Below are 12,246 nucleotides of genomic sequence, written 5' to 3'. Positions count from 1 at the left end.
AACCGGCACCGATACGCTCAGACCGTGGTCCGCCGCAGGGTCGCGGTCGGAGAACTGCAGCCTTACGAATGGGAGCGACACGACAACATGGCCACCATCGAAGCGATCGTCGCCCGCGAGATTCTCGACTCCCGGGGCAACCCGACCGTCGAGGTCGAGGTCGGGCTGGACGACGGCACGGTCGGCCGCGCCGCGGTGCCCTCGGGCGCCTCGACCGGCGCTTTCGAGGCGCTCGAGCTGCGCGACGGAGACAAGGGCCGCTACCTGGGCAAGGGTGTGGAGAAGGCCGTCGCCAACATCGAAGACAAGATCGCCGACGAGCTCGTCGGCTACGAGGCCAGCGAGCAGCGTCTGATCGACCAGAAGATGCTCGATCTCGACGGCACCGCCGACAAGAGCGAGCTGGGCGCGAACGCGATCCTGGGCGTCTCCCTCGCGGTGGCGAAGGCGGCGGCGCTGAGCGCCGAGCTGCCCCTGTTCCGGTACGTGGGTGGCCCGAACGCCGCCGTGCTGCCGGTCCCGATGATGAACATCCTGAACGGTGGCGCCCACGCCGACTCGAACGTCGACGTCCAGGAGTTCATGATCGCCCCGATCGGCGCCCCGACCTTCCGCGAGGCGCTGCGCACCGGCGCCGAGGTCTACCACGCGCTCAAGTCGGTGCTGAAGAAGAAGGGCCTCTCGACCGGCCTGGGCGACGAGGGCGGCTTCGCCCCCAACCTGCCGGCCAACGCGGCCGCGCTCGACCTGATCGCCGAGGCCGTCCAGGCCGCCGGCTTCACCCTGGGCACCGACATCGTCCTGGCCATGGACGTGGCGGCGACCGAGTTCTACAAGGACGGCTCGTACGTCTTCGAGGGCTCGCCGAAGTCGACCGACGAGATGATCAACTACTACTCGAAGCTGGCCGGCGACTACCCGATCGTCTCCATCGAGGACCCGCTGGCCGAGGAGGACTGGGCCGGCTGGAGCGCGATGACCTCGCAGCTCGGCAGCAAGATCCAGATCGTCGGCGACGACCTGTTCGTCACCAACCCGACCCGCATCGGCCGGGGCATCGCCGAGGGCGCGGCCAACTCCGTGCTCGTCAAGGTCAACCAGATCGGCTCGCTGACCGAGACCCTCGACGCCGTCGACCTCGCGCACCGGGCCGGCTTCACGACGATGATGTCGCACCGCTCGGGTGAGACCGAGGACACCACGATCGCCGACCTGGCCGTCGCGGTGGGCAGCGGCCAGATCAAGACCGGCGCCCCGGCCCGTTCGGACCGCGTCGCCAAGTACAACCAGCTCCTGCGCATCGAGGAGCAGCTGGAGAGCGCGGCCCGGTACGCCGGTGCGGGCGCTTTCCCGCGTTACCGGGCCGCGTAACGCCGGGCCGAAGATCATGGAGTTGTGGCACTCTCGAACGGAGTGCCACAATCCATGACCGGTCGAGCGGGGGAGCAGGGTGACGACACAGCGACGCGCACCGAGCGGACAGGGCCCGGCCCGCCGCCCGGGATCGTCGCGGGTGCGCACGACCGGCTCGACCCGGGTGCAGACGCGCACGCGGGCCCGTCCCGCCCCGACCCGTCGCACGGTGAACGTGGGAACGGGTCCGGCCAAGCGCACCGCCGCACCCCGGCCACGGGCGCTGACCGGCCGGGCGACCGTCCTCATCGTCGTGTTCGTCGCGCTGGCGCTGGCCTACACGTACCCGCTGCGGGTCTATCTCGCCCAGGAGTCGCAGATCGCCCAGCTCGAGTCCGAGCGGGCCATCAAGGCCAAGGTGATCGCCGACAAGCAGCAGGAGCTCCAGAAGTGGCAGGACCCGGAATATCTGCGGGCCCAGGCGCGGGAGAAGCTGTTCTACGTGCGACCCGGTGAGACGCCGCTGCTGGTGCTGAACAATCCGGCCGCCGCCGCGGCCGACCCGAACAAGCCGGCGGCGGCCGCGCCCGACCGCTGGTACGACACGCTGTGGAACAGCGTCCGAGCCGCCGACGCGGAGTCCACGAACTGACCATGACTGTGCCAACCCGCGGCGGAAAACCGAATGAAACCCCGGATGGACCCTCCGAAGCCGACCTCGAGATCGTGGCGGCCCAGCTGGGCCGCACGCCCCGGGGGACCCGCGCGATCGCGCATCGCTGCCCCTGCGGCAACCCCGACGTGGTCGAGACGACGCCGCGCCTGCCGGACGGCACCCCGTTTCCCACGCTCTTCTACCTGACCTGTCCGCATGCGACGGCGGCGTGCAGCCGGCTCGAGTCGGCCGGCGTCATGCGCGACATGCAGGAGCGGCTGTCCACCGATCCCGAGCTGGCCGAGCAATATGAGAAGGCGGCCGAGGACTACCTGGCCCGGCGCAAGGCCATCGACGACGTGCCGGAGATCGCGCACGTGGCCGCCGGCGGCATGCCCGACCGGGTGAAATGCCTGCACGTGCACCTCGGCCACGCCCTGGCGGCCGGTCCCGGGGTGAATCCTTTCGGGGACGAGGTACGCGACGCGGTGGCGCCCTGGTGGGCCGAGGGGCCGTGCGTCACCCTTCCCGACAAGAAGGACGAATAGGTGGAAATCCGGCGGGCGCGGACCAGCGACATCCGGGCGATCCGGGCGCTCGTCGACGCGTACACGGCCGACCGCCGCCTGCTCAGCAAGGCCACGGTCACCCTCTACGAGGCGGTGCAGGAGTTCTGGGTCGCCGTCGACGGGGAGGTCGTCGTCGGGTGCGGCGCCCTGCACGTGATGTGGGAGGACCTCGCCGAGATCCGCACGGTCGCCGTCGATCCCGCCTGCCGCGGCCGGAAGATCGGCCACAAGATCGTGACCCAGCTCCTCGACGTGGCCCGTGACCTGGGCATCCGTCGCGTCTTCTGCCTCACCTTCGAGACCCGGTTCTTCGGCTCGTTCGGGTTCGCCGAGATTGACGGCGCTCCTGTCCCGCACGCGGTCTACGAGCAACTTCTGCGGTCGTACGACGAGGGTGTCGCCGAGTTTCTCGATCTGGAGCGGGTCAAGCCCAACACGCTGGGGAACACGAGAATGCTGCTGCACCTATGAGCCGGGTCGCCGCGATCGACTGTGGGACGAACTCGATCCGCCTGCTCATCGCGGACGTCGCCGACGGCCGGCTCACCGACGTCGCCCGGCGCATGGAGATCGTGCGGCTCGGCGAGGGCGTCGACCGGACCGGACGGCTCTCCGAGGCGGCGCTTTCCCGAACAAGGACGGCCCTGAGCGCGTACGCCGCGGAGATTGCCGATCTTGGCATTTCACACGTGCGAATGTGCGCCACCTCCGCGTCCCGTGATGCCTCCAATGCGGCCGATTTCCGGGCGATGGTCCGCGGCGTGCTCGGCGTCGACCCCGAGGTGATCACGGGCGAGGAGGAGGCGCGGCTCTCGTTCACGGGTGCGGTCGCCGGTCTCGCCGCCGCGCCGCCCTACCTGATCTTCGACATCGGCGGCGGGTCGACGGAGTTCGTGACCGGGGGCTCGTCGGTCGGCCGCGCTATCTCGATGGACATCGGTTGCGTGCGGATGACCGAGCGGCATCTGCACGGCGATCCGCCTTCCGCCGCGGAGATCGCCGCCGCTTCCGCGGATATTTCGGACGCGGTCGACGTGGCTCTGGCCGCGGTGGACGGTGCCTCCGCGCGTACGTTGGTCGGTCTGGCCGGCACGGTCACGACCATGACGGCGCTCGCCCTCGGGCTTCCTTCCTACGAGGCCGACAAGATCCACCACGCTCGCATCACCCGCGATCAGGTCGCCGCGGTGACCGCCTCGCTGCTCGGGATGACCGTCGCCGAGCGCCTGGCGCTGCCGGTCATGCACCCCGGCCGGGCCGACGTGATCGGCGGCGGCGCACTCATCCTGAAGATCATCATGGACCGGGCCGGCGCCTCGTCGGTCGTCGCGTCCGAACACGACATCCTCGACGGGATCGCCTTCTCCCTCGCCTAGGTTCCCCGGTGACCGGCTCGCTATCGTGCTCTTGACGGTACTTCGCACTGCGCACTACTGTGCATCGCGTGGACACGACCCAGCTCCTCAAGGGCGTGCTGGACCTGGCCGTGCTGGCGGCACTGCGCGACGAGGACGGCTACGGCTACGACATCCTGCGCCGGTTGCGGGCCGCGGGCCTCGACGAGGTCGGCGACGCCTCGGTCTACGGCACGCTGCGGCGGCTCTTCAACGGCGGCTTCCTGACGACATACGTGGTGCCCAGCGACGAGGGCCCGCACCGCAAGTACTACGGGCTCAACCCGGCCGGCCGCGCGGAGTTGCAACGGTCGGGCAAGATCTGGCACGGATTCGCATCCACCATGGACGATCTGCTGCGCGAGCGGGGGGCGGCGTGAACGACGAGATCAACGCGTACGTCGACGAGGTCCGGCAGGAGTTGGCCGGCGTCTCCGCGGACGTTCGCGACGAGTTGCTCGAGGACCTTCCGGAACACCTGGCGGAGGTGCAGGCGGAGGGGAGCGGCACGCTGGTCGAGAGGCTGGGCTCGCCCCGGGCGTACGCGTCGGAGCTGCGCGCCACCGCCGGGCTGGTGGGCGGTTTCCCCGACCCGCCGCCCGACCGTTTCGCCTCCCTGCTGGAGGCGCGCGACCAGGCTCTCGCCGTGCTGGACCGGGCCGACCGCCGCATCGGTCCGGTGATCGGCTACGAGCGCGCCGCCGACTTCCTGGTGCTGCTGCGTCCGGCGTGGTGGGTGCTGCGCGGCTACCTGGCCGCGATGGCGGTGGCCTACCTGCTGTCGGAGTCGGCGGGCGGCAGCAACCTCGGCCTGCTCCCGCGCATCGGCGACAGCGCCCTGGTCGCGATCGTCCTGCTGGCCGGCTGCGTGACCCTCTCGATCGTCCTCGGCAACCGCACGGCGTCCATGGCCCGGATGCCCCGCCTGGCCCTGCGCTCGGCCACCGCGCTGCTGGTCATCTTCGCCCTGGCCGGCTTCGTGAGCGCCGACAGCGACGTCCGGGACCCCAACTTCAGCGACGCCAACTACGGCTACAGCGACCCCAACCCGTACAGCAACGTCCAGGACATCTACGTGTACGACAGCCAGGGCCACCTGGTGCCGGGCGCGCACCTCTACGACCAGGACGGTTCCCCGATCCAGCTGGGCACCAACTTCTGCACCGACGATTCCACCGGCGAGAGCCTCCGCTCGCGCAACATGGGCTACCCGTATTGCCCGCAGGACGCCCCCTTCGGCCCGAGCTCGGCCCCCACCCCGTCCGATTCCGCCGCCCCTACCTCGGCCGCGCCGTCCAGCTCCACGGGGCCTTCCCGCGCCCCGTCGCCATCCACCTCCGCCGGCGCGTCGCTTCCGGCCCGCTGACGTCCCTTCGCTCGCGGCCGCTCGGTCGCCGCGGATGCCCGCCCACAAAATCACGAAATTTCCCCCGCGCCGCGCGTCGACTTCGGCAATCTTGAAGAGTTCGTGCTCGCAGCGCGCACAAACTCTTCATTGCTTACCTCGGCCTTCGCGCCCGCGGCATCACGTGGGAGGCCAACCCGGCAAAGTGGACCAGCAGACCATGCGGACGCGGTGGGGTCGGCAAGGTCTGGTGGGCCGCATGCTGGTGGGTCGGCTGGCTGGTGGGCTGCGGTCTGGTGGGCTGCGGTCTGGTGGGTCGGCTGGCTGGTGGGCCGCGGCCTGGTGGGTCGGCTGGCGGGTGGGTCGGCGGCCAGGTTGGTCGGCTAGGCGGTGGTCGCGCGATGTGGGTCGGCAAGGTCGTGGGTCGGCGAGGCGGCGGGCGGGGCCGGCCGGCGATCTGCCCTGGCCGGCCGGGAGCGCGGGGCCTTGCGGTCGAGGGTCAGTGCGGCGTCATCAGCGACTCGGCGCCGATCGGGCGGTACCCCGCCGCCAGGAAGGCGCGCAGGCTTCGGGCATTGCCGGCGGCCACCTGCGACCACACGAACTCGCCGTCCGGGAGCAAGTGGCGGGCCGCCACCGCGAGCTGCCGCCCCAAACCCCGATGCCGCGCGGCGGGGGAGACCTCGAGCGCCACCTCCCAGCGGCCGGCCACACCCCGGCCCAGGATCAGGACCGCGTCGTCGACGGTCCATACGCGTACGTCATCTCGGTGGTCGAGCGCACGCCGCACGCGGGGATGACCGGGGTCAGTGATCTCGCGCAACGGGAGTGGTGGCGGGCCCGGGAGCCGGTCCGCGACCGACAGCACGTCGATCGTGTCGGTACGGCGGCCGGTCCGTGCCAGCAGCGCATTGAGGAACGGCGCGCTCATCGCCGCGGCCAGGGAGTCGGCGGTGGTTGTGGACAGCGCCTCGCGTACCCACGCCGGGTCCTCGTCGGTGAACACGATCGAGTGCGCCGTGAAGGCGACGACGCCGGCGTCGCGATGGCTCGGTTGCGGCACGATCGACGTCGTACCGTCGTCCGGGGGAAATCGGCCCCCGGCCGCCGCTTCCAAGATCTCTGCCAGCGTCTGTCCCATGGGGCCATCTTGGTAGCGTCGGACAAATGAGCGACAACCTGCCCGAGGTCGTGTCGCGCGAGGAGTGGGACGCCGCGCGCCGGGAGCTGCTGGCCAAGGAGAAAGAGGTCACCCGCGCCCGCGATCGGGTCAACGCCGATCGCCGCCGGATGCCGATGGTGCGGGTGGATCAGCCCTACGTCTTCGAGGGGCCGCGGGGGCAGGCGACGCTGAGTGACCTCTTCGAGGGCCGCCGGCAGCTCGTCATGCACCACTTCATGTACGCGCCGGAGTGGGACGATCCCTGCCCGAGCTGCTCGAGCGCCGCCGAGGGGATCTCGGGGCTGGGCCGGCTGCACATCCGCAACACCACGCTGGTGGCGGTCTCCCGGGCGCCGTACCCGAAACTCGCCGCCGTCCAGCGGCGGCTGGGCTGGAGCTTTCCCTGGTACTCGTCGCACGGCAGCGACTTCAACTACGACTTCCACGCGACGCTCGACGATCGGGTCGCCCCGGTGCAGCTGCACTTCCGCGACAAGGACGAGCTGGCAGCGGCCGGCACGCCGTGGACCAGCGGGCCGTGGACCGAGGACATGAACGGCACCGAGATGCCGGGGATCAGCACGTTCCTGCGGGTCGGCGACGACGTCTTCCACACCTACTCGACGTTCGGCCGCGGCATCGAGGAGTTCCACAACGGCTATCAGTGGCTCGACCTCACCGCGCTCGGCCGGCAGGAGGAGTGGGAGGAGCCGAAGGGGCGGGCCACCCCGCTCGGCCTCCAGGTCGGCGGCCCTAACCTGCGCCTGCCGGACGAATACGACAAATGATAAAAAATCCGAAAGAGAGCGCCGAAGGCGCAACGTCGCTCAGGGTTCTCGACGACCGGATAGCGGACTGTTACGCGTGCCCCCGACTGGTCGCTTGGCGTGAGGAGGTGGCAATGACGAAGCGTGCCGCCTTCCGCGATCAGGACTACTGGGGGCGACCGATCCCGGGCTTCGGCAACGAGGACGCGGAGATCGGCATCCTCGGCCTCGCCCCGGCCGCGCACGGCGGCAACCGCACCGGCCGCGTCTTCACCGGCGACCGGTCCGGCGACGTGCTCTTCGCCGCCCTCCACCGCGCGGGCCTGGCCAACCAGCCGACCAGCGTCGCCATCGACGACGGGCTCGCCCTCAAGCACACCAGGATCTTTGCGGCCGTACGCTGTGCGCCGCCCGACAACAAGCCCACCCCCGAGGAACGGGACACCTGCGCCCCCTGGCTGCACCGGGAGCTCGAGCTGATCCGCCCGACGGTGAAGGTGGTCGTGGCCCTCGGCGCCTTCGCCTGGGCGAGCTGGTGGCCGGCGATGACCGCGGTTTATGGCACAAAAGCGCCCGTGCCTCGGCCGAAGTTCGGCCACGGCGCCGAGGTGGTTGTCCCCGGCGGGCCGGTCCTGCTGGGGTGTTTCCACGTCAGCCAGCAGAACACCTTCACGGGCCGGCTCACCCCGGCGATGCTCGACGACGTGTTCGGCCGTGCGAAGTCACTCGCGGGCCTGGCATGATTCGGCACAGCCAAATTTCGGAAACCGAACGAGACTGAGCCTGCACTGATGGATCTCGCCGCTGTGCGACGCTGGTGGCCTCTCGCCGCCGTCCTCGTGCTGCTCTTCGTCACCGCGCTGACGGCCACCCGCTCGGCGCCCCAGCTCGACCAGATCGCGCCGGACGCGACGCCGACCACCCCGCCGCTGCTGCCGCGCACCGAGCCGAGCGCGACCACCGGCGCCGCCCAGCCGCCCGATGCGGCGAAGGGCCTGCCCGACTGGCTCGGCACCGCGGCCCTGCTGCTGCTGGTGATCGTGGCGCTGGTCGTCGTCGGCGTCGTGCTCTGGGCGTTCCTGCGCGACCAGGCCAAGCGCCGGCAGCGCCGCCGCGGCCGCCGCGCCGTCCCGGGACAGCAAGGTGCGCGTACGGCCGAGGAATTGGTCGCCGCCCTCGACGCCGGCCTCGAGGAGCTCTCCGACACCGACCGTGACCCGCGCCGGGCGATCATCGCCTGCTGGGTCCGGCTCGAACAGGCCGCCGCCGCGGCCGGCACACCCCGCCACCCCGGCGACAGTCCCACCGACCTGGTCGGCCGGCTGTTGCGCGAGCAGCAGGTCGACGCCCAGGTGCTCGCCGCGCTGCTGGACGTCTACCGCGAGGCGCGCTACGCGACGCACACCGTCGACAACCGGATGCGCCAGCAGGCGATCAGCGCGCTCGAGCGGCTGCGCGCCGACCTCGGCGCGGGCGCGGGAGCGATGTCGTGAGCGACGGCGGTCTCGACGACCTCTTCAGCCTCCGGGACGAGCCGGTCGAGGAACGCGAGGCGGTGCCCAAGCAGCGCTCGCGGGCGCTGTGGCTGTTGCGCAACGCGCTGCTGATCGTCGCGCTGACGGTGGTGACCGTGGCCGCGATCCGCTACTCCGGCAACCACATCTCCGTTCTGCTGGTGGTGGCGTTCTACACCGGCCTGCGGCTGGTGGTCTTCGCCGTGCAGGAGGTGGCGCCGCCGGCGATGCCCAAGCGGCGGGGCGGCGCGTCCGGCCGGGAGGACGTGGCCGGCGACTCCCTGCGCGCGGCCGTACGCCGCTGGGAGCGCAACCTCGACCGGGCGCACGCCGACGCGGATCTCTATGCGCGTAACGTTCTGCCGGTGCTCGCCGAGCTCGCCGACGAGCGGCTGCGTCTGCGCCACGGGATCACCCGGGCGTCCGACCCGCGCCGGGCTCGTGAGCTGCTCGGCGACCCGCTGTGGGCGGCGCTGCACGACCATGGGCGGCGCTCGGCCAAGGCGAGTGAGCTCGAGACCTACGTGAATGCGTTGGAACGACTGTGAGAAAGGTGTGCCGGTGACCGAGAACGCCCTTCCCCCGTACGAGGTGGGCAGGTTGGCCGGTGCCGTCCTCGACTCGGTCGGCAGTGTCGTGGTCGGCAAGCGGGAGTCGCTGGAGCTGGTGCTGGCGGGCATCCTGGCCGGCGGGCACGTGCTGCTCGAAGACCTGCCGGGCCTGGGTAAGACGCTGACCGCGCGCTGCTTCGCGCAGTCGCTCGGCCTCGACTTCCGGCGTCTCCAGTTCACCCCCGACCTGCTGCCGGCCGACGTCACCGGCTCGTTCCTCTACGACCAGCGCAAGGGCGACTTCGCGTTCCGGGCCGGCCCGGTCTTCACCAACATGCTGCTGGCCGACGAGATCAACCGGACGCCGCCGAAGACGCAGGCCGCGCTGCTCGAGGCCATGCAGGAGAAGCAGGTGTCGGTCGAGGGCGTGACCTACCGCCTCGACCCGCCCTTCCACGTGCTCGCCACCGCGAACCCGATCGAGTACGAGGGCACCTACCCGCTGCCCGAGGCCCAGCTCGACCGCTTCCTGATCCGCGTCTCGTTCGGCTACCCGACCGCCGAGGAGGAGTGGGACGTGCTGCAACGCCGCATGTCCCGCCGCCAGGAGGAGGCCTTCCTCCAGCCGGTGGTCGACGCCCGGACGCTGCAGGCCATGCAGGGCGCGCTCGAGTCGATCACCGTGGAGGACTCGATCGGCCGCTACATCGTGTCGCTGACGGCGGCCACCCGCGAGCACGCCTCGGTGCTGGTCGGCTCCTCGCCGCGCGGCTCGCTGGCGCTGCTGCTGCTGGCCCGGGCCCGGGCCGCGATGGCCGGCCGCGACTTCGTGGTCCCCGAGGACGTCAAGGACGTGGCCGTGCCCGCCCTGGCCCACCGCATCACGCTGCGGCCCGAGATGTGGCTGCGCCGCGTCGACCCGGCCTTCGTGGTGCAGGAGGTGCTGACCAACGTGCCGGCGCCGGCCAGCGGCGCGCTGCCGACCTATGCGCGGCATGACTGACCGGCTGACGCTGCGGCATTCGGTGCCGCCGTCCGCGGCCGCCGATTCCGAGACATGGGCCGCCCCGGCCTGGGTGCCGACCCGGGCGCTGGGCCGGTCGGTGCTGCTCACCGGCCTGCTCCTGCTGCTGGGCGTGGCACTGGGCCGGGTCGATCTGGTGCTGCTGGGCGCACCCTTCGCGATCGGGGCGGCCATCGGACTGCGCCGGATGCCTCGCTCGGCCCCCGAACTGCTGATCTCGGGCGACGACGATTACACGGTCGAGGGCGGCCATGTCGAGGCATCGGTCACCGTCAGTAATCCGGACGTCATCGCGTACGACCTCGTGGTCCTTCGCACCCGCACCTCGCGCTGGCTCAAGCTCGAGCAGGCCGATCGGCCGTTCGCGATCTCGGTGCCGCGCGACGGCTGGTACTCGGTGGAACTGCCCGGCGACGCGCTGCGCTGGGGCCGGCAGGACGTCGGTCCGGCGGCGGCCCGGGTGGCGGCCTGCGGCGGGTTGCTGGCCTGCCGCCCGGTGGTGGTGTCCGGTCAGGGCGTCCGGGTCTATCCGGTCACCGAGCCGTTCAACGCGACCGAGGCGATGCCGGCCGCGGCCGGCCTGGTGGGTAACCATCGCTCCCGGCGTCCCGGCGAGGGCGGAGAGCTTGCGGGGGTACGGCCGTTCGCGCCCGGCGATCGGCTGAGGCGCATCGATTGGCGGGTCTCGCTGCGGACGCGCGACCTGCACGTCGCCTCCACGCTCTCGGACCGCGACGCCGAGGTGCTCCTGCTGCTCGACGTGCTGGGCGAGGTGGGCGTCTCCGGCGGCGTCGGCGGCAGCGCGTCGGTCCTGGACACGACCGTCCGGGCGGCGGCCGCGATCGCCGAGCACTACCTCCAGCGCGGTGACCGGGTGTCCCTGCTGGAGTACGGCGCCCAGGCCCGCCGGCTGCGCCCCGCCACCGGCCGCCGGCAATACCTGACCGTCCTCGAGTGGCTGCTCGACGTGCGCCCCGACCCGGTCGAGGTCGACGAGGACGACTACGAGAACGTCTTCGGCGTGCACCACGTCTCGTCCGACGCCCTGGTCATGGTGCTGACCCCGCTCGTCGACCCGCGCTCGGCCGACATGCTGGCGCAGCTCACCCGCTCCGGCCGGTACGTGGTGGCGGTCGACACGCTGCCCGCGGGCGCGACCCCGGCCAACCGCAGCCAGTGGACGCCGCTGGCGACCCGGCTGTGGCGGATGGAGCGCGAGAACGTGCTGGGCCGGCTGCGCGAGCACGGCGTGCCGGTGGTGGCCTGGGCCGGGGCCGGCAGCCTCGACCTGGTGCTGCGCGACGTGTCCCGGCTCGCCTCGGCGCCGAGGGGGCGTTGATGGCCCGGACGTTTTCCCGGCAGGTCGAGGCGGCGCGGGCGGTGCTCTCCCGGGCCACCGCGATCCCGGTCCTGGTGCGCGTCGGCATCGGCCTGTGCGGCCTGATCGCGATGTTCGTGGCCTGGCCGAGCGAGGTCAGCACGAGCCAGTACACGTCGCCGATGCTGGTGCTGATCGCGCTGTACCCGGCGGTCGCGCCGCGCGGCCGGGGCGCCACGTTCTCGGCCCTGGTCGTCGTGGCCGGGTGGATCACCGACACGACCGGCTTCGAGTCCCGCATCACGCTCGCCCGGGTTCTGACCCTCGCCACGCTGCTCTACATCGGACACAGTCTCACGGCGCTCGCGGCCGTCCTCCCGTACGACGCGATGGTGAGCCTCGACATGGTCGGCGGGTGGCTGCTCCGCGCCGCCGCGGTCGTGCTGGTCTCGGCGGTACTCACCGTGGTCGCGCTGGGACTGTCGGCTGATCTTGCCGGCGACGCGTTTCTGCTGGCCACGCTGGTCGGCATCGCCGGCGCCGTGGGCGCCACGGTCGTCATAGCACGCCTTTTGCAGAGGGCGTGAAATCCGC

Annotated in this window: 15 protein-coding genes; 14 read left to right on the top strand and 1 reads right to left on the bottom strand. The window is 71.6% G+C overall.

Features of this window, described 5'->3' with window-relative positions; all coding sequences use genetic code 11:
- Positions 1–87 precede the first annotated feature (87 nt).
- From eno to ACZ6TB_RS38580, 7 genes are all read left to right on the top strand, one after another.
- Positions 88–1,371, top strand: a complete 1,284-nt coding sequence (gene eno, locus ACZ6TB_RS38610; protein WP_465563824.1) for a phosphopyruvate hydratase — start codon at positions 88–90, stop codon at positions 1,369–1,371.
- Positions 1,372–1,450: 79 nt separating this feature from the next.
- Positions 1,451–2,005: an FtsB family cell division protein gene (locus ACZ6TB_RS38605; RefSeq protein WP_465563464.1), complete on the top strand. Its 555-nt coding sequence runs from the start codon at positions 1,451–1,453 to the stop codon at positions 2,003–2,005.
- A 2-nt stretch (positions 2,006–2,007) separates the two neighbouring features.
- Entirely contained in the window at positions 2,008–2,556 is a 549-nt protein-coding gene (locus tag ACZ6TB_RS38600; protein WP_465563463.1) for a DUF501 domain-containing protein, read from the top strand.
- Entirely contained in the window at positions 2,557–3,048 is a 492-nt protein-coding gene (locus ACZ6TB_RS38595) for an amino-acid N-acetyltransferase (RefSeq protein ID WP_465563461.1), read from the top strand.
- The gene (locus tag ACZ6TB_RS38590; protein WP_465563458.1) at positions 3,045–3,953 is read left to right on the top strand and encodes a Ppx/GppA phosphatase family protein; all 909 of its coding nucleotides are present in this window, start codon (positions 3,045–3,047) and stop codon (positions 3,951–3,953) included. The genes ACZ6TB_RS38595 and ACZ6TB_RS38590 overlap by 4 nt, the downstream gene beginning before the upstream one ends.
- A 68-nt stretch (positions 3,954–4,021) precedes the next feature.
- Positions 4,022–4,351, top strand: coding sequence for a PadR family transcriptional regulator (locus ACZ6TB_RS38585; RefSeq protein ID WP_465563456.1), 330 nt, complete (start codon positions 4,022–4,024; stop codon positions 4,349–4,351).
- Positions 4,348–5,337, top strand: coding sequence for an HAAS signaling domain-containing protein (locus tag ACZ6TB_RS38580; protein WP_465563453.1), 990 nt, complete (start codon positions 4,348–4,350; stop codon positions 5,335–5,337). The genes ACZ6TB_RS38585 and ACZ6TB_RS38580 overlap by 4 nt, the downstream gene beginning before the upstream one ends.
- A 478-nt stretch (positions 5,338–5,815) precedes the next feature.
- On the opposite strand, the gene ACZ6TB_RS38575 is transcribed toward ACZ6TB_RS38580, so the two are convergent.
- Positions 5,816–6,457, bottom strand: a complete 642-nt coding sequence (locus ACZ6TB_RS38575; protein WP_465563450.1) for a GNAT family N-acetyltransferase — start codon at positions 6,455–6,457, stop codon at positions 5,816–5,818.
- A gap of 26 nt (positions 6,458–6,483) precedes the next feature.
- Here ACZ6TB_RS38575 and ACZ6TB_RS38570 point away from each other — a divergent pair, with 26 nt between their 5' ends.
- From ACZ6TB_RS38570 to ACZ6TB_RS38540, 7 genes are read left to right on the top strand one after another with little or no spacing between them, the layout of a single operon-like run.
- On the top strand, positions 6,484–7,266 hold the full coding sequence (locus ACZ6TB_RS38570) for a DUF899 domain-containing protein (protein WP_465563447.1): 783 nt from the start codon (positions 6,484–6,486) through the stop codon (positions 7,264–7,266).
- On the top strand, positions 7,263–7,988 hold the full coding sequence (locus ACZ6TB_RS38565; RefSeq protein ID WP_465563445.1) for a uracil-DNA glycosylase: 726 nt from the start codon (positions 7,263–7,265) through the stop codon (positions 7,986–7,988). The genes ACZ6TB_RS38570 and ACZ6TB_RS38565 overlap by 4 nt, the downstream gene beginning before the upstream one ends.
- A 48-nt stretch (positions 7,989–8,036) precedes the next feature.
- Entirely contained in the window at positions 8,037–8,738 is a 702-nt protein-coding gene (locus tag ACZ6TB_RS38560) for a DUF4129 domain-containing protein (RefSeq protein ID WP_465563443.1), read from the top strand.
- Entirely contained in the window at positions 8,735–9,307 is a 573-nt protein-coding gene (locus ACZ6TB_RS38555; RefSeq protein WP_465563440.1) for a hypothetical protein, read from the top strand. The genes ACZ6TB_RS38560 and ACZ6TB_RS38555 overlap by 4 nt, the downstream gene beginning before the upstream one ends.
- Positions 9,288–10,313 (top strand): AAA family ATPase, encoded by a 1,026-nt coding sequence (locus ACZ6TB_RS38550; protein ID WP_465563437.1) that lies wholly within the window; start codon positions 9,288–9,290, stop codon positions 10,311–10,313. The genes ACZ6TB_RS38555 and ACZ6TB_RS38550 overlap by 20 nt, the downstream gene beginning before the upstream one ends.
- On the top strand, positions 10,306–11,673 hold the full coding sequence (locus ACZ6TB_RS38545) for a DUF58 domain-containing protein (protein ID WP_465563435.1): 1,368 nt from the start codon (positions 10,306–10,308) through the stop codon (positions 11,671–11,673). The genes ACZ6TB_RS38550 and ACZ6TB_RS38545 overlap by 8 nt, the downstream gene beginning before the upstream one ends.
- Entirely contained in the window at positions 11,673–12,239 is a 567-nt protein-coding gene (locus ACZ6TB_RS38540; RefSeq protein ID WP_465563433.1) for a hypothetical protein, read from the top strand. The genes ACZ6TB_RS38545 and ACZ6TB_RS38540 overlap by 1 nt, the downstream gene beginning before the upstream one ends.
- Positions 12,240–12,246: the final 7 nt, after the last annotated feature.

The organism is Actinoplanes sp. NPDC051537 (genome assembly GCF_055586105.1).
This window is presented reverse-complemented; position numbering and strand designations above follow the sequence as displayed.

Excerpts from the sequence above, each read along its gene's own strand:
- eno (WP_465563824.1), top strand. The coding sequence starts at position 88 with ATGGCCACCATCGAAGCGATCGTCGCCCGCGAGATTCTCGACTCCCGG.
- ACZ6TB_RS38600 (WP_465563463.1), top strand. The coding sequence starts at position 2,008 with ATGACTGTGCCAACCCGCGGCGGAAAACCGAATGAAACCCCGGATGGA.
- ACZ6TB_RS38590 (WP_465563458.1), top strand. The coding sequence starts at position 3,045 with ATGAGCCGGGTCGCCGCGATCGACTGTGGGACGAACTCGATCCGCCTG.
- ACZ6TB_RS38575 (WP_465563450.1), bottom strand. The coding sequence starts at position 6,457 with ATGGGACAGACGCTGGCAGAGATCTTGGAAGCGGCGGCCGGGGGCCGA.
- ACZ6TB_RS38570 (WP_465563447.1), top strand. The coding sequence starts at position 6,484 with ATGAGCGACAACCTGCCCGAGGTCGTGTCGCGCGAGGAGTGGGACGCC.
- ACZ6TB_RS38565 (WP_465563445.1), top strand. The coding sequence starts at position 7,263 with ATGATAAAAAATCCGAAAGAGAGCGCCGAAGGCGCAACGTCGCTCAGG.
- ACZ6TB_RS38560 (WP_465563443.1), top strand. The coding sequence starts at position 8,037 with ATGGATCTCGCCGCTGTGCGACGCTGGTGGCCTCTCGCCGCCGTCCTC.
- ACZ6TB_RS38550 (WP_465563437.1), top strand. The coding sequence starts at position 9,288 with ATGCGTTGGAACGACTGTGAGAAAGGTGTGCCGGTGACCGAGAACGCC.
- ACZ6TB_RS38545 (WP_465563435.1), top strand. The coding sequence starts at position 10,306 with ATGACTGACCGGCTGACGCTGCGGCATTCGGTGCCGCCGTCCGCGGCC.
- ACZ6TB_RS38540 (WP_465563433.1), top strand. The coding sequence starts at position 11,673 with ATGGCCCGGACGTTTTCCCGGCAGGTCGAGGCGGCGCGGGCGGTGCTC.